18 protein-coding genes are annotated in these 21,264 nt (G+C 35.3%); 11 read left to right on the top strand and 7 right to left on the bottom strand.

All coding sequences use genetic code 11. The annotated features are described in order from the left end of the window. Positions 1-669: 669 nt before the first annotated feature. From DIT68_RS05665 to DIT68_RS05655, 3 genes are all read left to right on the top strand, one after another. Positions 670-1,182: a transposase gene (locus tag DIT68_RS05665; RefSeq protein ID WP_109358851.1), complete on the top strand. Its 513-nt coding sequence runs from the start codon at positions 670-672 to the stop codon at positions 1,180-1,182. Between the two features lie 850 nt (positions 1,183-2,032). Beyond that, entirely contained in the window at positions 2,033-2,581 is a 549-nt protein-coding gene (locus DIT68_RS05660) for an RNA polymerase sigma factor (protein WP_109358850.1), read from the top strand. Between the two features lie 4 nt (positions 2,582-2,585). Then, on the top strand, positions 2,586-3,329 hold the full coding sequence (locus DIT68_RS05655; protein WP_109358849.1) for a tetratricopeptide repeat protein: 744 nt from the start codon (positions 2,586-2,588) through the stop codon (positions 3,327-3,329). Here DIT68_RS05655 and DIT68_RS05650 read toward each other — a convergent pair. Continuing rightward, on the bottom strand, positions 3,306-5,459 hold the full coding sequence (locus tag DIT68_RS05650) for a CHAT domain-containing protein (protein ID WP_158276115.1): 2,154 nt from the start codon (positions 5,457-5,459) through the stop codon (positions 3,306-3,308). The genes DIT68_RS05655 and DIT68_RS05650 overlap by 24 nt on opposite strands. 553 nt (positions 5,460-6,012) lie before the next feature. Between DIT68_RS05650 and DIT68_RS05645 the strand changes: the two genes are divergently transcribed. Beyond that, complete coding sequence (locus tag DIT68_RS05645; RefSeq protein ID WP_109358847.1) at positions 6,013-6,981, top strand: HNH endonuclease; 969 nt, start codon at positions 6,013-6,015, stop codon at positions 6,979-6,981. A 24-nt stretch (positions 6,982-7,005) separates the two neighbouring features. Here DIT68_RS05645 and DIT68_RS05640 read toward each other — a convergent pair whose 3' ends face one another. After that, positions 7,006-7,251 (bottom strand): hypothetical protein, encoded by a 246-nt coding sequence (locus DIT68_RS05640; RefSeq protein WP_109358846.1) that lies wholly within the window; start codon positions 7,249-7,251, stop codon positions 7,006-7,008. A 266-nt stretch (positions 7,252-7,517) separates the two neighbouring features. Here DIT68_RS05640 and DIT68_RS05635 point away from each other — a divergent pair, with 266 nt between their 5' ends. From DIT68_RS05635 to DIT68_RS05625, 3 genes are read left to right on the top strand one after another with little or no spacing between them, the layout of a single operon-like run. Beyond that, entirely contained in the window at positions 7,518-8,759 is a 1,242-nt protein-coding gene (locus tag DIT68_RS05635; protein ID WP_109358845.1) for a DNA cytosine methyltransferase, read from the top strand. Next, entirely contained in the window at positions 8,749-9,537 is a 789-nt protein-coding gene (locus tag DIT68_RS05630) for a BglII/BstYI family type II restriction endonuclease (RefSeq protein ID WP_109358844.1), read from the top strand. Before DIT68_RS05635 ends, DIT68_RS05630 begins: the two co-directional genes overlap by 11 nt. Continuing rightward, positions 9,530-11,056 (top strand): Sau3AI family type II restriction endonuclease, encoded by a 1,527-nt coding sequence (locus tag DIT68_RS05625; RefSeq protein WP_109358843.1) that lies wholly within the window; start codon positions 9,530-9,532, stop codon positions 11,054-11,056. Before DIT68_RS05630 ends, DIT68_RS05625 begins: the two co-directional genes overlap by 8 nt. 126 nt (positions 11,057-11,182) lie before the next feature. Here DIT68_RS05625 and DIT68_RS05620 read toward each other — a convergent pair whose 3' ends face one another. After that, on the bottom strand, positions 11,183-11,752 hold the full coding sequence (locus DIT68_RS05620) for a hypothetical protein (protein WP_109358842.1): 570 nt from the start codon (positions 11,750-11,752) through the stop codon (positions 11,183-11,185). Positions 11,753-12,396: 644 nt separating this feature from the next. Here DIT68_RS05620 and xseA point away from each other — a divergent pair. From xseA to dinB, 3 genes are read left to right on the top strand one after another with little or no spacing between them, the layout of a single operon-like run. Next, on the top strand, positions 12,397-13,860 hold the full coding sequence (xseA, locus tag DIT68_RS05615; RefSeq protein WP_109358841.1) for an exodeoxyribonuclease VII large subunit: 1,464 nt from the start codon (positions 12,397-12,399) through the stop codon (positions 13,858-13,860). After that, on the top strand, positions 13,844-14,053 hold the full coding sequence (gene xseB / locus DIT68_RS05610) for an exodeoxyribonuclease VII small subunit (protein WP_109358840.1): 210 nt from the start codon (positions 13,844-13,846) through the stop codon (positions 14,051-14,053). Before xseA ends, xseB begins: the two co-directional genes overlap by 17 nt. Continuing rightward, positions 14,046-15,125 carry a DNA polymerase IV gene (dinB, locus tag DIT68_RS05605; RefSeq protein ID WP_109358839.1) on the top strand — a complete coding sequence of 360 codons (1,080 nt, stop codon included), beginning with the start codon at positions 14,046-14,048 and terminating at the stop codon, positions 15,123-15,125. The genes xseB and dinB overlap by 8 nt, the downstream gene beginning before the upstream one ends. Positions 15,126-15,607: 482 nt before the next feature. Here dinB and DIT68_RS05600 read toward each other — a convergent pair whose 3' ends face one another. Genes DIT68_RS05600 through DIT68_RS05585 form a run of 4 tightly spaced genes read right to left on the bottom strand, consistent with a single transcriptional unit; the run spans position 15,608 to position 19,779 of the window. Further along, on the bottom strand, positions 15,608-16,276 hold the full coding sequence (locus DIT68_RS05600) for a hypothetical protein (RefSeq protein ID WP_146194132.1): 669 nt from the start codon (positions 16,274-16,276) through the stop codon (positions 15,608-15,610). Positions 16,277-16,311: 35 nt separating this feature from the next. Beyond that, entirely contained in the window at positions 16,312-18,429 is a 2,118-nt protein-coding gene (locus DIT68_RS05595) for a type IA DNA topoisomerase (RefSeq protein ID WP_109358837.1), read from the bottom strand. 3 nt (positions 18,430-18,432) lie between these two features. Then, a complete protein-coding gene (locus DIT68_RS05590; protein ID WP_109358836.1) occupies positions 18,433-18,945 on the bottom strand; it encodes a dihydrofolate reductase in 513 nt (170 codons plus the stop codon). A gap of 39 nt (positions 18,946-18,984) precedes the next feature. Beyond that, the gene (locus tag DIT68_RS05585) at positions 18,985-19,779 is read right to left on the bottom strand and encodes a thymidylate synthase (RefSeq protein WP_109358835.1); all 795 of its coding nucleotides are present in this window, start codon (positions 19,777-19,779) and stop codon (positions 18,985-18,987) included. A 466-nt stretch (positions 19,780-20,245) separates the two neighbouring features. Between DIT68_RS05585 and DIT68_RS05580 the strand changes: the two genes are divergently transcribed. After that, positions 20,246-20,623, top strand: a complete 378-nt coding sequence (locus DIT68_RS05580; protein ID WP_109358834.1) for a hypothetical protein — start codon at positions 20,246-20,248, stop codon at positions 20,621-20,623. Positions 20,624-21,264 lie beyond the last annotated feature (641 nt).

The raw sequence follows: 21,264 nt of genomic DNA, 5'->3' as shown, positions 1-21,264 counted from the left end.
AGGCAAAAAATGATTCTCATTTTTGATTCATGGATTTTTTTTCCAAAAATTTCATTTATGAAATTTTCCCTGAGCATGGTAGTACGGACGGTTTGCAAACCGTCCTCTAATGCTCATTCCAAAAAGCAAAGCCCCAAAAGCGAAGCCCAATCTCTCTTTTTAAAAAAGCAATTTCCTTTCTCCTTAAATTTTGAAACTCCAACTAGCAGGGCGCAGACGGTTTACAAACCGTCCGTACCACTCTTATGCTTAATCGCAATCGATTAATGAGGCAAAAAATGATTCTCATTTTTGAATAATGGATTTTCTTTTTTTTCCAAAAATTTCATTTATGAAATTTTCCTGAGCATGGTAGTACGGCCGATTAGCAAATCGTCCTCTAATGCTCATTCCAAAAAGCAAAGCCCCAAAAGCGAAGCCCAATCTCTCTTTTTATAAAAGCAATTTCCTTTCTCCTTAAATTTTGAAACTCCAACTAGCATGGCTCGGATGGTTTACAAACCGTCCTCAACCGCTCCTTCCAAAAGCAAAACCCAATAATCAAAGCCCAAGACTCCCTTTCTAATCAACACTTTCTTTTTTCCAATCCAACCCACTTAAAATAAAACTCAAATCTTCTTCTATAACCTCACATTTTTCACTATCTTAACTAAACCTAAATCAAAAGAAATGAAAAAACCTAAGTATCCCAATCGAAAAAGCATTCGTTTAGAACGCTATGATTACGCATCACAAGGATGGTATTTTGTAACCATCAATGCAGTAAAATGGAAACACATCTTCGGGAAAATCACAGGAGGAAAAATGCACCCCACTACATTGGGCGAGATTATCGAAGAAGAATGGCTAGCAAGCGCTGAAATTCGAAAAAATATAAAATTGCATTCTTATGTCGTTATGCCCAATCACTTCCATGCCATCGTGGAAATCTGTTATTCCCTGAATAAAGAAAATGTACCAGGTGAGTTTATTGCCCCTAAACATACACTTTCTGCCGTAATGAGAGGATTCAAAGGAGCAGTAACCAGAAAATATAAATCTTTAGAATTAGGCAACGAAAAAACAGTTTGGCATGGAAAATTCAATGACCACATCATCCGAAACGAAAAATCCTTTTTATATCATACAAATTATATAAAGAATAATGTGAAAGATTGGGAAGAGAAAAGAGGAGGAACTTGAGCTTTTTGATTCCCTTTTCCTCAAAATTTTATTTATGAAATTTTCCTGAGCATGGTAGTACGGACGATTAGCAAATCGTCCTCTACCGCTCATTCCAAAAAGCAAAACCCCAAAAGCGAAGCCCAACCATTCTTTTCAAAAAGCAATTAAGAAGCCGAAAAATAATCTATTACTTTCCCCCCCAAAATTTCATTTATGAAATTTTCCCTGAGCATGCTCATAGATAAAAATAGAAGATGAATTTTTTGTATTTCTTTTCCAGCTCACTTGCTGAATAAATACCCCAAAACGGCTGAGTTTTGTCAGACCGTCTTGATGGTAGTTATCGATTTAGGGGCGGTTCTTATATTTTATTCAATTTTTCAAACCATAATTTTCATAAAAGAAGACTGCAGACAAAATCCACAGTATTTCTTTTATGTGAAAATCATTAAAACCGCATTTCAACTTTAAAAATCAAATGTTTGTTAGCTCCTTAAAAATACTTGGAAAAGCTAACTACACTAGCACCATCTGACCTTTTACAGTAAGCATGCAATATCAGAACGAGTAACTTTTAAAGTTGTACTATTGGAATGAAATAAAAAATCTAAACCCAAGTGCCTTTGTTGTCTAAAACCATAACTCAACTTCAAAAAAAAGCAATTTTATTTCATTCACTGTTTTTGATTTCAATGTGCTGATTAAAAGTTTTTTATACAGACTTTAAAATGTCATTTCGCTAAAATCAGAAAATTATTATGACATTCAATACCCAATAAACCCTAAGTATATCGCTAGTTGTGCTATATTTGAAAGAAGACGAAATTTTACAAACCATACTTTTCGATAGAACAATATTATTGCTGGGATGATAGATAAGCCTAATCATATTCATACGAATTGGATAAAGTATATTGCAGGAGACAACTCAGCACTGTCCGTGGTATATAAAGAATTGCATTCACCACTTTATTTTACGGCCTATCATTATCTTCAAGATGAAAATGAAGCCAATGATATTGTGAATGATGTGTTTCTAAAGTTGCTTGAAATGTCAACTAATGACCGCTCTGTAATACTCTCAGAAGTTTATGAAAAACTGAATATTTATCTAAAAGTGATGGTGAAGAACAAATGTTTGGATAAAATCAAAACGGATAAGAACAGAAAATCAATTCGAGATAGTATAAAAGTTCTTTTTAATCGTTATGAATATAGCAATGGAACAGCGGAGTTTGATTATCTTGAATTAATTGCGGCATTGCCAGATCAACAAAAACAAATTTTTGAAATGCATAAAGATGGTTTTGATAATCAATCTATTGCAGAAGAACTAAATATTTCGTACAATACAGTCAGAAATACATTGAGCACATCCAAAAAGAAATTACGTGTTTTGTGGCATAAATTGATGTAAAAAGTTGAGAGAATTAAATAAACATATCACTTTCGAAGAAGTAAAGGAGTTATTGGATAACCCCCGCACTAACGAACAAACTATTGAGCAATTAAAAGTTCTAGCTTCCGAAGAAGACAGCGTGAAAGGACTTATTGATTTCTTGGCGAAAAACAATTGGGACTACGGTAAAGTAAAAGAAAGAGAAAACAGAGCGCATCAAGAATTTGAACAATTAATTCCTCAACGCAAAAAGTCAACTAATAACTGGTTGAAAATGGCTGCGGTGCTTGTGCCTTTAATCGGAATAGGGGCTGTTCTTTACATCATGTTTTTCACGCCCTCACAAAATGACATGCTCTATGCTAAATATGCCATTAAAGAAAACGGACTCCCTACTTTAATGAGTGAAAACAGCAAAAAACATTTTGATGAATCAATGGCGGCGTTTAAAGATGAAGCATACGAAGAAGCGCTGATGGGCTTTGAACAATTGATGGGAAATCAAGCACAAAATGACACCTTGCATTATTTTGTCGCTTGTTCAAACTTAGCGTTGAATAACATAGATGAAGCCATTACTCATTTTGAAAAAGTGAATTCCAATAGTGTTTTTAAAGAAGGTGCAGAATATCGATTGGCCCTTTCGTTGTTGAAAAATGATGAAATACAAAAGGCGAAAGAAGAGCTGAAAAAAATCACCGAAAATTCAAAGCACGATTATCATTCCAAGGCGAGTCAGCTTTTAAGAGAACCTGCGTTTCAATAAAATAAATAGAGGAATCGGAAATAAAAGCAAATACCAGTAAACGCTAAAATAAAATTTATGGGTTTCCTTTTCTAAGACCAATCCCTCACTATTCCCCGTTAAAACATAAGGAGCCCAATAAAGTGGATTGTATTCTTCATCACTAGAACATTGATTCCAGTATTCTTTTTGGGCTTGCCATAAAGCTTCGTCTTTGCTTATTCCTTTCGCTAGATGGTCTATAAAACGTTCCAAAATAAAAGCATTTGATTGATCATCAATCGCCCAACTGGTGGTAATTACCGCTTTGCTTCCTGCTTTTCGAAATGCTTTGGCAAAACTCCCAATCGCGCCACTGCTAAAATAACGTTGAGAAGCGTTGGTGTTACAAGCAGAGAAAACCACCAATTCATTGTCGAGTTTCATCTCTTCTACATCTTTGGAAGATACCGATTTAACACCATTGAGTTTGACCACAGCGCTAGACTGATTATAGCCCCCTTCTCCATGACTTAATAATAAACTGATGTCTTTTTTTAATATGTTTTCATCTATAGGAATGTTCGTCGCGCCATACAATTCATTGAAGTTTTGGGTCAAACGTTTTGAGAACCGCAAATTGGCTTCCTCTTTATAATTTCCTAAAGATATTCCGAAAGAATTAGGCGCATTACCCGTTTTTTTCTGATTGAGAAAAGCACCCGCTGAAAGTGCATAACTGAATTTAAAGCGGTGAAAAACATAGTTCAAATCCTTCCATTTTTCACCCAGCGTATCGGCAACTAAAACGTCTAAATTAAGTAAAGACATATTGTCCGAATTACTAACAATAACTTTGTCAATGCCCTTTTGTGTTAGAAGAGTATCTACCATTTCAAAATACACTTTGTAATATTCATTGCTCCTTTTTTTGAAATCTTGAAAATCATTAAAACGATACAGTGTATGAAATTCAGCAATTGAATTCATCATCAATTCTCCCTTTGAAACCACGACTTCAAAATCATTTTGGGTAATAATAAAAGCAATGTTTCTCCACGGCCTATTTACCGAACCATAACTCACAAAAGCTTGATGATTACTTAGTCGATTTTGAATTTCATTGATAGAAACCTGCTCATTATAAAATTCAGGATATTTAGACCTTTCTAAGTAATCAAAGGCTTCAAAAAGATAAGTACTGTCATGGCTTACCTCAAAAAGATCTAAATTGTTTTTGATCAATTTACCTTTCGCAGAATTGTGATAAGCGTCATTATACAAAGTTTTACCAATGTTTAAATCCCAAGTTTTAACGCTCGCCTTGTAAATTTCATTCGCTTTGTGTAAGTATTCTTTATTTTGCGTGTGCCGATAAACGGTTTCATACGTCATTCCCAACCAGTCAGAAATCACAATAAATCGATGGGCAAACTTTACTTTTCCGTCTACTTTGGTGTATTCAATTCCTTGAAGAAAACTTTGTTCCGCATCCTCATATTCCTCAATATAATACTGAATTAAACCAATAATAGCATAGGCATTCGCATTCAGAAAAGTCGAAGTTTCAAGCGCAATACACTGGTTTAAATAATCAATGGCCTCTTTTGAATATTGCTTATATTGCGGGTCACCCGTAATCGAGTATTGATAAATAGCATCTGAGAGCATTGTCCCCATCGTGTGGTATACATTGCCCTTTTGTTCTGCATAGGGAGCATAAAACATGGCCGTGTCCAGGTATTTCTTTAAAAAACGATTCCGGTATTTGAATCGCGTTCTCAAATTGGGTGACCTATCTAAAACACTATGATACCCTTCACCATTTCGCATCGCGTTGGCATATTGTCGATAAGTTTCAGAAATGAGTAAAGAATCCTGACATTGAGAATTGTAAAGTGTTTTCATCGCAATATCAGCATGATAAGCGCAAGAATCCTTGTACAACATGATCTGATAATAGTAGGAGAGTAGGGAGTGATACGCCACCTTTTCGCAGGGTTCATTAAACTTTTTAATTCGGTTTATCGTTTTTATGGACTTTCTCTGCAGATTCAATTTGGTATAAGATCGCGCTAAATAAAACAAATCCATAAACGAATTCTCAGCTTCAATCTCCGCTGCATGATCAATTATGCTAAGGTAATCTCCCGAAGCAAATTCCTTCTCCATGCTTTGTGAGTAGGAATTGTTCCAAAACAAAAAGATAAAAAATATCGCGATATAACGGCTAAGCTTCATTCCTACAAATTTAACATTCAAAAGAGTTTAGGCAATAACTAATGGGCGAAAATTAATTGACGAATTACCCTAGCATTCCAAGAGGAACAACAATTACTCCTCAGTAAATGAGTCAGCTAAAGTATTATGAGATTCTAGAAAACACCTTATTCTTACTTATCATTTTTTTTTAGGGCCTATTTCCGCCTACACCGCCAAGTTGCCTCCCCAAATCCTTTTGAAACAACCCAAACAAAGGAGCTTCTAAAGTCGCTCTTTCTTTGCGTGTTCAAATAGCTTTTGTGTTCGCCAAGCTTTCTGGTTTCGTCGGGGCAGGGGAGCCGATAAATTGGGAGGGAGAGTTTGCGCTGAAGCTTAGGGAGAAGTAAAATAAAAGGGAGAGGGAGAGGGAGAGGGAGAGGGAGAGGTTGTGCAGAGAGGGAGAGGGAGTGAGGAGAGAGGGAAGGAAGAGGGTTCTTAATTAATTTGTATTATTGTGAAAGCTATGGAAAACGAAGAACAAATCTCAAAATACCTATTTCAGCTTAAGAAATTAAGGCGAGACAGGAATAAGGTGAGGGGCGATGCACCGCATAAACCTGTTTTGTTGTTGGCTATTATTGAAGGAATTGAAAATGGAGATATTATTTCCAACCGCATTGCCATTTCTCCTGAATTGGTGCTGTCTTTTAAAGATATTTGGTCGAAGCTAGTGGAAACAGATCATTTGCAGAATTTCGCAATGCCATTTTTTCGTTTGAAATCAGATGGATTTTGGAAACTCCACTCCAAACATGGTGCGTTTATCCCAAGAACAATTTCATCTTTTAGTGGCTTAAGAGAGGCTATTGAACTTGCGGAAATGGACAAGATGTTGTTTTCATTTTTGCTAAATCCAATTTCCAGAGAAGTAATCAAATCTGAATTATTAAATCATTACTTCCCGAAAACAAAAGAAAGATTGATAAATTCAGAAAACGATTTTGCCAATCAGCTTGCAAGTCAAGTTTTAGAGAGTGATAGTTTAACCTATGCCGAGAGAATTGCAGAATTGCGAAGTAAAATGAAAGTCAGCGATTTTGAAGAAGAAATCTATGTGAGAAACGGAATTTTCAAAAAAGAAATCCCCAAACTTTACAATTACACCTGCGCAATTTCAGGATTACGAATCGAAGCCACAATTAACGCACAATTAGTGGATGCCTGTCATATAAAACCCTTTTCAATTTCACAAGACGACACCGTGGGAAATGGATTTAGCTTAACCCCAACAATTCATCGTGCCTTCGACCGTGGTTTAATCACCATTGATGAGAATTATTTGGTGCGAATTTCTAAAAGTATTGTTGAAAATGATTCGGTTTACTCGTTGAAGCAGTTTGAAGGCAAGAAGATTTTATTGCCTTTGGAAAAACGATTTTATCCGTTGCAGGAGAATTTGGGGTGGCATAGGCGGGAGTGTTTTTTGGGGTGAGGTTTCTTAAGCTTTCATTTGAATTTAACTTTCAACAGGACGACCTTCGTTTATTTGTCTTGTTATAATTTCAATGGCTTGATCCTTTTTTAGAATATTGTCAAATTCTCTTAAAGAATCCTCATCGTTATAAACGCCGTTTCTATCATTCCAAGATAACCATTCTATTAATTCAAGGCGACTCCATGAAGTTAATTCATTTTTTAGCTCTTGGTCTTTTAATTCCATGAGCTGATAAAAAGGATGGTTGAATTTGTTGTTCGAATACATACTTACTTAAATTTAGAGTGAGTGTAAATATACTGAATTTTAAAGTTTTAAGCAATTATTTATGAGTTGTTGTTTTGATAAAGATTTATTGGAGGTAGACTATTTTTAAATTGCAAATGTCTCAATTTGTATAACACGAACTTATCAGTTATTTTTAACCAAAAAAAATATCGATAAGCTTTGTAAAAACAATAAAAGGTCATAATTTTTTTAGGGTTTTAGTTTTGAGAGGCAGAGAAGCATTAATTACTGCAATGTAAATAAGAATGGGAGAAAATAAAATAAAAGTAGTTGAATTATTTGCTGGAGTTGGAGGTTTTAGACTCGGGTTGGAGAAAAGCAATTATGAAGTTGTGTGGAGCAATCAATGGGAGCCTTCAACAAAAATGCAACACGCTTCATTAGTTTATGAGAATAAATTTGGTAAGAAAAATCATTCAAATGAAGATATAAATGAAGTTGTTACGCGCAATGTAGAAGAAGTACCTGATCATGACTTATTAGTCGGTGGGTTTCCTTGTCAGGACTATTCGGTTGCAACAACATTACACAATTCTAAAGGACTCATAGGAAAGAAAGGTGTTCTCTGGTGGTCGATTCATGAAATTTTAGCCAACAAAAAAAACAAACCTAAGTATTTATTTTTAGAGAATGTCGATCGTCTTTTGAAATCACCTGCTACACAGCGAGGTCGAGATTTTGCAGTTATGCTTCAAAGTTTGAATATGTTAGGCTACGCAGTTGAGTGGCGCGTAATTAATGCCGCAGAATATGGAATGCCTCAAAGACGAAGAAGAGTGTTTTTTATTGGATACCATAAGTCTACACCGATTTATAAAAGACTGCTAAAGTCTAATAAATTGAATTGGTTATCAGAAGAAGGGACAATTGCAAATGCGTTCCCTGTTCAAACCACAAACTCTATTCACGAAATTAAATTAGAGGGGGATCTTGTAGAAATCACGGATAATTTTAATAAAGGGAAAAAACTATCACCATTTTTAAATACGGGTTTACTTATAAATGGAAAGGTCTATACGACTAAAACTGAACCTAATTATAAAGGTGAAAAAACTGTCCTAAAGGATGTTTTACAAAATGGAGAAGTACCAGAAGAATTCTTCATTGATGAAAAGGATATTAAAAAATGGGAGTATTTGAAAGGTTCCAAAAAAGAGAAAAGGACAACTAAAGATGGTTTTGAATACAATTATAGTGAGGGAGGAATGATTTATCCAGACGCACTTGATAATGCTTCTAGAACTATAATTACGGGAGAAGGTGGTAAATCACCTTCAAGGTTTAAACATGTCGTTGAAACGGATAGAGGACTTCGAAGATTGACTCCTGTAGAATTGGAAAGGTTAAATATGTTTCCAGATAACCATACTGAGTTCAAAGGAATATCAGATACGAAAAGAGCTTTCTTTATGGGGAATGCTTTAGTAGTTGGTGTGATTGAAAAGATAGGTGTCGAACTTTATAAAAATATATTAAATGAACACTAAAAGAGAGATCGACAGGTGGTTGAGTAAAACAAGTGGCCGGCTATATGTTCGAAATACATTTTACCATCATCATGCTTTTGAAATTCTTAATACACATGATTATCTTAAGAATAAAATAATTAAATCACTTAAAGCAGAAATTCCTATTGAAGCTCGTATCAAAAAACAACAAAAGAAAAATTTAAGAGGAATTAAAGCTGATGTTTTAAATAGTGAGATTAGAAGTTTGCTGAAGAATAGTTTAAGAAATGATATAAAATTAGAAGTTGTTGAGGATAAAGGAGTTTTTTATTTTAGCTCAGAAAAGAGTGCAATAGGAGGTTTTGATTTCGCCATTTTAAATCATAAAAAAAATATTTCTGCTTTGCGGAATCTTTGTTTCGGTGAATTGCAATACTTTGAGGGTGATTTAAAGTGGAGTAGTTTTTTAAATAAAAATCCAGAGCTTAAAATAATTGCCAAAGAGCTAGAACAAAAAGATAAATTAGGGATTGATATTCCTTTACCTGCTGAGGATTCAATGTTCCCCCTAATTGTGGGTGAAATTCAATTTGGAAATTGGGCTTTGGTTTATAGGGATCTTTTCAAAGTTCTGAAAGCTAATGTTCAAAATTCTATTGACTGTCTAATATATATTGTTCCTACTAATGATTTAGAATTAATGTTAAGTGATGGTATAGTTACTTTCGACAAGACGGTAAAAATATTAGAAGAATTTTCAAAAGTGATATCAGTCCCTGTCTGGGTAATAGGTTTAGACATAAAAATAAATGGATAACGATTTGAAATATGATATCCATTCTGCGGACTCTATTGTGGAGTTTTCTAAAAAACTTAAAAACAAAACTTTAAGGCAGGTTTGTGGAGCTGCAATTGAAAAACATGGATATAAAGGAAAAGGAAATTTTGGTCAAATACTTGAAAAGTTCTATTTTGGATATGAACCAAATTCTGATGCTGCACCTGACTTTTTAGAGGCTGGACTAGAATTGAAGTCAAGTCCATTAAAGGTATTGAAAAATGGAGAGTTCCGCTCAAAAGAAAGATTGGTTCTAAATATTATTAACTATTTAGAAGTCCATAAAGAAGAGTTTGATTCGAGTTCGTTCTTACAAAAAAATGCACATCTTTTATTGGTTTTTTATTTACATGAAAAAGAAACAGACTTATTAGATTATCTCATAAAATTGGTTGATGGCTGGAAATATCCTGAAGAAGATTTGAAAATTATTAAAAGGGATTGGGAGTTTATAAACAAGAAAATTAAAGAGGGCAGAGCACATGAGCTTTCCGAAGGAGATACATTTTACCTTGGAGCATGCACCAAAGGTTCAACAGCTCTCAAATCTTATAGAAAACAACCTTTTAATGAAGAAAAAGCAAAGCAGAGAGCTTATTCACTTAAACAAGGCTATGTAAATCATATAATTGCTAAAATAGCACAGAATGAAAAACATGTTTTTGGAAAGTTACTAGATAAGCGTGACCAACAGATTGGAGATAACGAGTCTAAAATTAAACCATTATATTTAGAAAGGGAAGACTTACCAAGTATTGCAAGTGATTTCCTCGAACCTTATGGCAAGGTATTAAATAATTCAGAAGATATTTCCGATGAGCTTTCTATTGAAGAGGTAGTAGTTTCTAAGTTTGAACCCTTCTATGGATGTACATCAATTGAAATAGAAAATGATTTGTCTCTAGATTTAAACAGAAAAGCAAAAAGCTATTTTGCAAATCTTTCAAAAGCCATATTAGGTATTAAATTAGGACAAAAAATAGAGGAGTTTGAAAAAGCAGATATTCAAGTAAAAACAGTTAGACTTAAAGAAAATTTATTGCCAAAAGAGGATATTTCCTTTCCCACTTTTAAATATGAAGAATTAATTCTTGGAGATTGGGAAGACGCTGAGTTTAAATCAGTATTGGAAAGTAAATTTTTCTTTATTTTTTATCAGTATAGTGGTGAAGAGTTAGTCTTAAGGAAAGCTACTTTTTGGAACATGCCTTATTCAGATATATTAGAAGCTAAAACGGTATGGGATAGAATGAGATTGTTGATTTCCACTGGTAAAATAGTCAAAGAGGTTACCTCTAAAGGAATTAGAAAAACTCATTTCCCTAAGAAATCGGAATTTAGAATAAGCCACGTTAGACCTCATGCGCAAAATAAAGAAGATGTATATCCATTGCCCGTAAAAGATGTTTTAACCGGTTTAACTGAATTTACTAAGCATTGCTTTTGGTTGAACGCAAGTTATGTGAGGGATAATATTTTTAAACAGCACTATTATTGATTTTTTTTTAGCTTCAGAAAGCATCTTTCTTTGAAATCTTCTTAATTGGGGATTGCTATTTATACATCTATTTCATTCTTCAATAAGACACTTATAGAAACAAAAAAAGGGGAAATCTGTCTGCTCTCACTCCCCAACCCAAAACCCCTCCAACTCCTTTTCCTCCAACTCCTTCTCAAAAACCACCTCCTCAAAAATTTCAATAAACTCCAGCACAGCGCTGAAGTCCTTGCGATCCAAATAAAAAATCACATCATGTTGCTCATGAATCACAATCATTTCGTCGTTTTCAAGGGCATTGGCGTCTGTAATAAATTGGGGGTAAGGACCAAGTCCAAATTTTAAGTTTTTAGTCAGCCATTCTTTCGATTTTTCTTTTGAAGTTTTTACACGCTGATATTCTTTTATTTCTTCTTTGAAATAAGCCTCTCTTCTGGCGTATTCAGAAATTTCATTTAGAAAATGATAGAAATCTAAAAATGCATGAAGATTAATGATGAGTGGGTAAAGCGGGTGGGCTTCTATGTCCGAATTAGGTGAATAACTTATATTGTTGTCTCTATAATACGTTGTGATTTCAAAATGGAAATCGGCATATTTTAATAGCCACCATTCAATCTTGTCCAGATTCATAAATGGCGTGTCAATAAGTGAGTTGAAGTCGTTTAGGTATTTTCCAATGTTGTCATTTTTCATGGTGGTGATTTTAGGATTTAAGTTAAGTTTACAAATGAAGATACAGAATATAAATGAATCCAGTCTAAAAGAAATGGAAGGATTTTAATTTGTTATTGCTTGATTCAAAAAACATTGAACTATTTAAATCTGATAGTTTAAGGATTTATTGAAGAGTTTGACGTTTGAGTGGTATGTATTAAAAAAATCAAGTAAATCTGAAAATCAAAAGAATCACAGTGCGGACAGTTGAGTAAATTATCTGCACTGTGATTTAGTGTGATTAAATGATAAGCTATGATTGTTTTACCTGAAGTTTGGTTGTTTTTTTGAGTTAGTATCAAAAAATCAAGGAAATCTGAAAATCAAAAGAATCAGAGTGCAGACAGTTGAGTTGACTTAGGACTAACTTTGGAAAAACTTCGGAGTTAATTTCGCAGTAAAAATTTGAACCAATTACTTCGAGTAATTCTTTTTTACAGGAATAAGCACCTTGTCAAACAACAATTCTAAAGATTTTATCTCTCCGTATTATTGTTCAATCTATGAATCCCTCTAATCCTTGCCAATATCCTAACCGCCCATCCGCCAAAATCTTCACCTTTCCCAAAAATTCATTCATCATAATTCATCATTCATAATTATTTTCCCTTACCTTTATTCTAATGCCAGAAACAAGGAAAATATATTCGCTTACACAATTGAATCAATCATTCGAAAAGCACATTTGGGAAACTTTCTCTAAGCGTGATTTTTGGATTACTGCAGAGCTGATAAAAATCAATCAGAAAAGTGGTCATTTTTATATTGAATTGGCGGATAGTGTGAACGATACCACGACAGCAAGGAGTTTCGCAACGATTTGGGCTTCTACTTATCGCACTATTGTGGAGGAAATTGGACTCAATGAAGTCTTGGGAATTCTTCAAGCGGGAAATAAAGTGCTGATTAATGTCAAAATTGAATTTCATACGATTTATGGATTGAAACTGAAAATTCGTGGAATTGATCCGGCGTATTCTTATGGAGAAATTGAACGCAAGCGACAAGAAGTCATTAAAAGATTGAAAAAAGAAGAAGTTTTTGATCTTCAGAAACAATTGCGTTTGCCAACGATAATTAAACGAATCGCTTTAATTGGATCGCCAAATACTTCGGGGTATCGCGATTTTCAAAAAGAATTGCTTGTCAATCATGACTATAATAAATTTGCGATTAAAGAATTTCCTGTGCGTGTGCAAGGAGATGCCGCAGCGAAGGAAATTGTGGCCGCCATAAAAGATGCTAATCTCCATGATGCGGATGTAATTGTGATTTTACGCGGTGGAGGAAGTAAAATGGACTTGGCGCTTTTTGATGATTATGAAATTTCAAAAGCTATTTGTGAATCGAGATTGCCTGTGATGACTGGAATTGGGCACGAAAACGATGAGGTGGTGGCGGATTTGGTGGCAAGGGTCACTTTTATTACACCAACGGCAGTTGCCCGACACATTCATTATGCAATCAGTTCTTTCAAGGAAATTATGCGAGAATTAAATGACAAAACCATTCAGATTTCGCTTCAATTATTGGGCGAAAGCAAAGAAGAATTTTCGCATTACAACAATTATCTTTCTCATTATAGCCGCGAATTGATTCACCATTGGCGAAGCATATTTCAAGAAAAAGAATATGAAATCGTTCAGAAAAGTAGAACTTTACTCTTTGAAGGGAAAGACGCTTTGGCTGTTTTGAGTCACCGAACTTCTTCGCAATTGCAACGTTTGGTTCAGCAGGAGGGAAGTAATTTGGATAGGGTTTTAGACAGAATTTCAGATTTTGTGCAACAGCAAATTGAACGAGAAAAAGATGTAAATTTGAATCAAGTTTTGTCTTCTGTTCAATTGTTGAGTCAGCAAATTATAGACAGAGAGCACATTGTTTTTGGAAATCAAGAAGAATTGTTGGCTTTGTTGAATCCATTGAAAATTTTAGAATCAGGATATACGATTTCAACGATAGCTGAGCAAGACATCAAGAACATTGAAGTAAAACTAGGAGACGAGATGAAAACGCTTTCTTCCAATTATTTAATTACGAGTAAAGTCGTTTCAAAAAAAGATATAAAACATGAAAATAACGGATAAAACCACCTACGAAGAAGCATTACAACGTTTAAAAGAGATTGTTGGCGCTTTGGAATTGAAAGAAGTCAAAATTGATAATCTTTCTGAAACGGTAATCGAAGCCAAAGAATTGGTAGATTTTTGTCGAAAAAAGTTGGACAAAACAGAAGAAGACATCAAACGCATTATTGCACCAGAAGACGAAAATGAGTAAGGAGGTCACACGTAAAATAATTCATATTGACATGGATGCTTTTTATGCTTCTGTGGAACAACGTGATAACCCAGATTTACGTGGAAAACCTTTGGCTGTGGGTGGTTCGGATGGAAGAGGAGTGATTGCCGCGGCAAGTTACGAGGCCAGGAAATTTGGAGTGCGTTCTGCCATGCCTTCGCTTGTGGCTTTGCGAAAATGTCCAACTTTGCTTTTTGTTAAACCCACTTTTGAGAAATATCAAGCGGTTTCAAAAGAAATCAATGAAATTTTTAGTCGCTATACTTCCATTATTGAACCCCTTTCTTTGGACGAAGCATTTTTGGATGTCACTTATTCAAAATATGAATTGCAGTCGGCTACTTTAATCGCGCAGCAAATCAAAAACGACATTCGCAACGAACTCGATTTGATTGCTTCGGCAGGAGTTTCTTACAATAAATTCTTAGCGAAAATTGCTTCGGACCAAGACAAACCCGACGGACTTTTTGTGATTACTCCCGATGAAGGAGCGGCATTCATGGAGGAATTACCCATCGAAGATTTTTTTGGTGTGGGGAAAGTTACCGCTGAAAAAATGAAAGCCAATAATATTTTTAAGGGTGCTGATTTGTTGCCTTATTCTAAATGGGAATTACAACAACTCTTCGGAAAAACGGGCGGATTCCTTTTCGATATTGCCCGAGGAATTGACCACCGCGAAGTACAATCTGAAAGGGTGAGGAAAAGCGTTGGAGCAGAAAGGACATTCTCTAAGGATGTGATTGGAGAAATCGACATCAATGAAAAGTTTTCGCATGTTTTTGATACTTGGTGGACACGCTATGAAAAACACGGAATTAGAGGAAGGTCGGTCACTTTGAAACTCAGGAATTACGAATTCGAGACGATTACGCGTTCCATCACAGAACCAGAATTTGTGACAGACAAAGAAGATATTCGTCAGAAACTAGATCAGATTTTACATGAATCGATAGTGGAAGGTGTTCCATTGCGATTGATTGGGGTTTCTATCAGTGGGTTTGAGTTGGAGGAAGAGGAGAAGGAGGTTCAGCAATTGACTATTTGGTAGAGCGGCTGCGCCACTTGAAGTATAATACGGAGTTTCGCAAAGGCGCGGAGTTTCGCAAAGAAGAAGAAATAATGATTGAGGTTGAATGATTCGTCCGTCAGTTTTCGGACAAGTTGCTTACGCAACAGGGTTTTTTATTGATTATAAATAAGGTAATTCTCCTGCAGATTTCGCAGATTTTTTCGTTGGTTAGTTGGTGTTAGATTTTGTTATTTCTTCCTTTTTCTCTGTGGTCCTCTGTGAAAAACCTCACATTCGACCTGCTCAGTGCATCGCCTTTATCTCTGTGAAAGAACCTTTTAATGCCACAGGCATCCCTTTTTTTCCTCTGCGTATCTCCGTGTCTTTGCGAATCTCTGCGAAAACTTTGCGGAACTCCGCGTAATTCTTGTTTTCTCTTTTCCCACAGCTTATCTCTTCTCCTTTGCGTACCTCCGCGAAACCTTTGCCTCCTCAGTGGTTAAAAAACTTCCGGTTAATCTCTAAAGCCCTTCCTCCTCAAGAATATAATCCCAACTCGCACTTCCAAAACCACTATTGTTCCAGTTAATTAACCTTGACGAACCATCGCTATCTTTGTAAATCAAGTTTGGATATCCACCCATAATAATTGACTTCAATAAAGTAGATTCAGGAAATAAGCTCACTTGAATGTTGTCGTTACTCGCTTCTCTGTAGCTTTCTACCGCCAAAGAATCATTGTTCACGACCAAGACAAACATCGGGAGTTCTGGGTAGATTTCGTTGACAATCTTCATTTCTTTCAATTTTTCAAAGCAGAAAGGACAACCTGGCAAGGCTATCATGGTAAGGCCGTGTTGGAAAGTATCGGCATTTTCGCCAGCTAAATTAATTTCTCTGTATTGGTGACTAAAATCTCCTTCGTAAATTGGGTTAACAGCAAATGCAATTCCCGAACCTCCGAAAAGAATAAGGATGCTTACTAATCTTCGCAGGGTAAGTGAAGCATTGCTTAAATACTGACGATAAACATTAAAAATGATTAAACAAACAGCAAAAAACTCCAACATATATGGGAGAATTTTAGAAAAAGTAAAGGACAGTCGAAGATTGAGTCCAAATGAAATAATGGAATTATGAAATATAATCAATCCTACTAATGTGATTACTGAAAGTGCTATTCTAATCATTTTTGATTTGTGTTTTAATTGTGTTTAAATAAGAATTAATCAGCGTTTAAAGTCACATTGAAGTCGGAAGTTAACTCTAGTTTTCCATCAATGCTTTCTTCGCTTCCTAATTTTTTAAATCCTTTAATCTTTGTTGTTTTTCCCTTTGTAATTAAGTCATTCAGCTGTTTATTACTTAATTTCTTCCCCATAAATTCAAAAGGAATTACAAATTTGCAGCCTTCTTTATAATGCGCGCAACCGTAAGCTTTTTTCCCTTCTAAGAATCCTTCTTTTTTACAACTAGGACAAGTTAAAGTCGTAATGTCAACTTTTACAGATTTTGCACGTTTCTTTTTCGGTTTGTCCTTTTTCTCCTCCTCTTTGGAATCATCCATAATTCGAATGGCTTTCTTTGCTGTATTGAACAGTACTTCGTTGGTTAACTCCACCACCATTTCAATTAATTCTTGCTTAAACTGAGCGGGTTGATATTCTCCTTTCTCAATTAAACGCAATTTACGTTCCCAATCTCCTGTTAATTCAGGTGATTTCAAGGTTTCGTTGTCTATGACCTGAATTAAATCAATTCCTGTATGTGTGGCCAGAATATTTTTCTTCGAACGTTCAATATAGCGTCTTCTGAAAAGTGTTTCTATGATATTTGCACGAGTAGAAGGTCGACCAATTCCATTGTCTTTCATCAATTCACGGGCTTCTTCATCTTCAACATGTTTTCCCGCAGTCTCCATGGCACGCAATAAAGTGGCCTCGGTAAAATGCTTTGGTGGAGAAGTTTGTTTTGTATCAATGCGCGCCTCGTGTGGTCCTTTTTCCCCTTTCACAAAGACAGGCATTAAATTTTCATCTTTCTTCGATTTTGAATCGTCTTTCTGATATACTACCCGCCATCCCGGAGATAAAATTTGTTTTCCTGTAGCCTTAAATTCCAATTTTAAAACTTCGCCTAAAACTGTAGTGTTACTCACTTTACAATCAGGATAGAAAACAGCAATAAATCTTTTTGTTACAGTGTTGTATATTTTTTGCTCTTCGGGAGTTACGCCACTTACTTTCACTCCAGTTGGAATAATTGCATGGTGATCCGTCACTTTTTTATTGTCGAAAACTTGCTTACTCTTCGGTAATTTTTTCTGCAATAATGGAGCAGTTAATTCAGAATAATAGGTCAAGTTTTGCAGTATTCCAGGCACTTTTGGATATACATCATCGGGTAAATAGGTGGTGTCAACCCTAGGGTAGGTCACCAATTTCTTTTCATATAAACTTTGAATTAACTTCAAGGTTTGATCGGCAGAATATCCTTGCTTTTTATTGGCTTCTACCTGCAATGCTGTTAAATCGAATAGTCTTGGCGGCTTTTCTTTTCCTTCTTTTTGTTCAAATGAAGTGATTTCGAAAGCTTCATCTTTAATTTTACTTAAAGCATATTCGGCTTTTTCTTTCTTCTTGATTTTCCCGAGAACACTGTTGAATTCTGTATCGCGATAAACGGTTCGCAATTCCCAGTAGTCCTGTGGTTTAAAGTTCTCAATTTCTAAATGACGATTCACAATCATCGCTAGAGTAGGGGTTTGTACTCTTCCAATTGAAAGCACCTGACGTTGTAAAGCGAATTTCTTGGTGAATAAACGTGTGGCATTTATTCCCAAAAGCCAGTCGCCTATTGCTCTAGCGCTTCCTGCAGCGTAAAGATTATTGAATTTATTCCCGTCTTTTAAGTTGGCAAATCCTTCTTTAATGGCTTCTTCAGTCAAAGAACTGATCCACAATCTTTTTATTGGTGCTTTTGTTCCAGATTTCAAGAAAACCCAGCGTTGAATTACCTCTCCTTCTTGCCCAGCATCACCGCAGTTTATGATTTCTGTGGCGTCAACCAATAGTCTCTTTACAATATGAAATTGACGTTGAATCCCTTCATCTTCTATGACTTTAACTCCAAATCGAGAAGGAACCATGGGAAGGTGTCTCAAATTCCAATAACGCCAATCTTCAACATAATCTCTTGGCTCTTTCAATGTGCAAAGGTGGCCAAAAGTCCAAGTTACTTGATAGCCATTGCCTTCATAGTAACCGTCTTTACGTTGGGTTGCCCCAATAGTATTAGCAATGTCTTTGGCGACACTCGGTTTCTCGGCAATGCAAACTTTCATGGATTATCGTGTATATTTTGTTACTGTAAATGAATGCGGATTCTTCTCATCTTTTTCAGATTCAAAAAGTTTCTCTTCCTCCCAGCCTTGTTTGTCATCCCAATTAACAAATGGGAAATATGTATCGGCTTCGAAAGTTTCATTTACTTGTGTAATGTACATTTCGTCAATTAGATCAGCCGCTAAAGCCAATTGATAAATTTGTGCTCCTCCAATTATAAAACACTTTTTATCTGAATCAGCATTAAAATGTTCTTCTATTTCTTTTAAATCTGAAATCACTATTGCTCCTTCAGCCTTGTACTCCACATTTCTTGAAATGACAATGTTTTTTCTATTTGGAAGCGGACGAAATTTCTCAGGAATGGATTCCCAGTTTTTTCTTCCCATTACCACAGTGTGACCTTCTGTAGTTTCTTTAAAAAACTTCATGTCACGAGGCAATCTCCACAGCAAATCATTGTCTTTACCAATTTCTCGGTGTTTCCCCATGGCTACAATCAGCGAGCATTTCATATTATATGAATTTTTAGTGTTAAACTTTCAATCAAGGGACTAAACGGCTACTTGCGCTTTAATGTGAGGATGTGGCGCGTAGCCAATTAATTCGAAATCTTCATATTTGAAATCGAAAATACTTTTCACATCAGGATTAATTTTCATTGTTGGCAGCGGTAAAATCTCTCTTGAAAGTTGAAGTTCTGCTTGTTCAAAGTGGTTCGAATACAAATGCGTGTCTCCCATCGTGTGAACGAAATCTCCGGCTTCTAAACCACAAACTTGTGCCATCATCATGGTGAAAAGGGCATAACTCGCAATGTTAAATGGAACACCTAAAAAAGTATCCGCAGAACGTTGATACAATTGGCAGCTTAGTTTCCCGTCGGCAACATAAAATTGAAACAACAAGTGACAAGGCGGAAGAGCCATTTTTTCAACATCAGCCACGTTCCAAGCACTTACGATATGTCTGCGAGAATTCGGATTGTTCTTGATTTGCTCAACTAAATTTTTGATTTGGTCAATTGTTCCTCCTTTGCCATCGGGCCATGAACGCCATTGGTGACCATAAACAGGACCTAAATCTCCATTTTCGTCAGCCCATTCATCCCAAATGGAAACTTTATTGTCTTTTAAATATTTGATATTAGTATCACCACTGATAAACCACAACAATTCATGAATAATTGATCTTAAATGCAGTTTTTTTGTGGTTATAACAGGAAAACCTTTACTTAAATCAAATCGCATTTGGTGACCAAAAACAGAACGTGTTCCAGTTCCAGTTCTGTCGCCTCTATCTGTTCCGTTATCAAGTATATGTCTTAAAAGTTGATGATATTGCTCCATGAATTGTAAATTTTAAGGGGTAAAAATAGTTGATTTTATCGATTTTTGTCGCTGGTTGATGTTTATATTTTTGACTCCACTTAAAGTTACCACTAATTTCAATTTAAAATCTTTGAGTTTAGTTTAAGATGATTTAATGAAGATTTTCTAATCAGCAAAAGAGATTCCTCAATACTCGGTATTTTCGGAATGGCAGTCGATAGCTATTTCTAATATATAGAACTGGTACGATAGCGGGTAACCACATTATATTTTATTGAATCGATTGGATTTCTTAAATCGCATTTTAAATTTATAAGGACGATAACTCCCGTTGGTTATGAGATCGCTTCGCTAAGTTTACAAATCGTCCCTACAGTATATCTTCGAATAATGTTTTCTGATAATCATTGAATCATTGGATTTTTGATTTTTTCAATCCCTGAATTCCAAATTAATTTTTAACTTTCCACTTTAAATTATTTGAATGAAAAACATAGTACTTTTCGGAATCCTTTTTACACTTTTATTTTCGTGTAGCACGAGCAATGTTTTCCCTAAAAAATATTTGGGTACATATAAAGGAAACCAAGAAGCCTATGAGGTAAGTATGAATGGCGAACCAATTTTAGTTCCCGCTGCGGAATACGAACTGCTTTTAGATAATGGAAGGCTCTGGATTACTTCTCCAAAACAAAAACTGGAAGCCACCTACGAAGTGAAGTTGGAAACGGAGATGTATTATAATTTGGTCGTTCAATTAGAAACAGGTGTAGTGGAAGAGTGGCAATTATGGAAAAAAGGAGAAAAATTAATTCGTAAGAGCATAGCTCCAAAACCTGATGTTATCTTCATAGCAGAGTAATTCTTGCTCATTTCAATAACGTTTGTTACGTGGTTTTTGATCTATTCAGAGCAATTTTTTATTTTTTACTAAAATGCTTTTCCCCTCTCATTTGAAATATGACCCTAGCTCAATGTCATCTCGAAGCGGAATTCTTTTTTTAATTGGTTGTAAGTAATGCTTGGACGGAAATACAACAAATTTAAAATTGAATCTTTTGCGTTTATTTTATCTTTTTTCTTGTCGGCTGATGCTAAGGCATCTCATAAAGAAATAAAATAAAATAAAATAAATGGGTTACCAAGGTGGGACGTTAGCTAAAGTTTATTTGAAGGAAATCTTATCGTCACCGTCAAGCTTTTTTTCAGACAATTGAGAAGTTTTAAAAAAAATGAATAGGGTTACCCTTTTAAGTCGCAGATTGTAACAGCCAATTTACTGTACATCCAAGTTTATGACTACATATTGATAATCAACACCCTATACTCTTGTTGTGAATTGGAATAAATCAAAACAGATCCTTCGAAAAATAAAAAACAGAGATTTTTTTATTTTCACATCAGGATGACAAGCTCAATAGTGCTAGAAGGCAAAAATCAGGGTTTGGAAGTGGTGGGGGGGGGGGGCCCCCAAGGCACACCCACAAATTTTTTTGTTAAGAA

Source organism: Brumimicrobium oceani, assembly GCF_003143775.1.
Taxonomy (GTDB): Bacteria; Bacteroidota; Bacteroidia; order Flavobacteriales_D; family Crocinitomicaceae; genus Brumimicrobium; species Brumimicrobium oceani.
The sequence above is the reverse complement of the archived record's forward strand: the minus strand, read 5'-3'. Positions and strand labels throughout refer to the sequence as shown.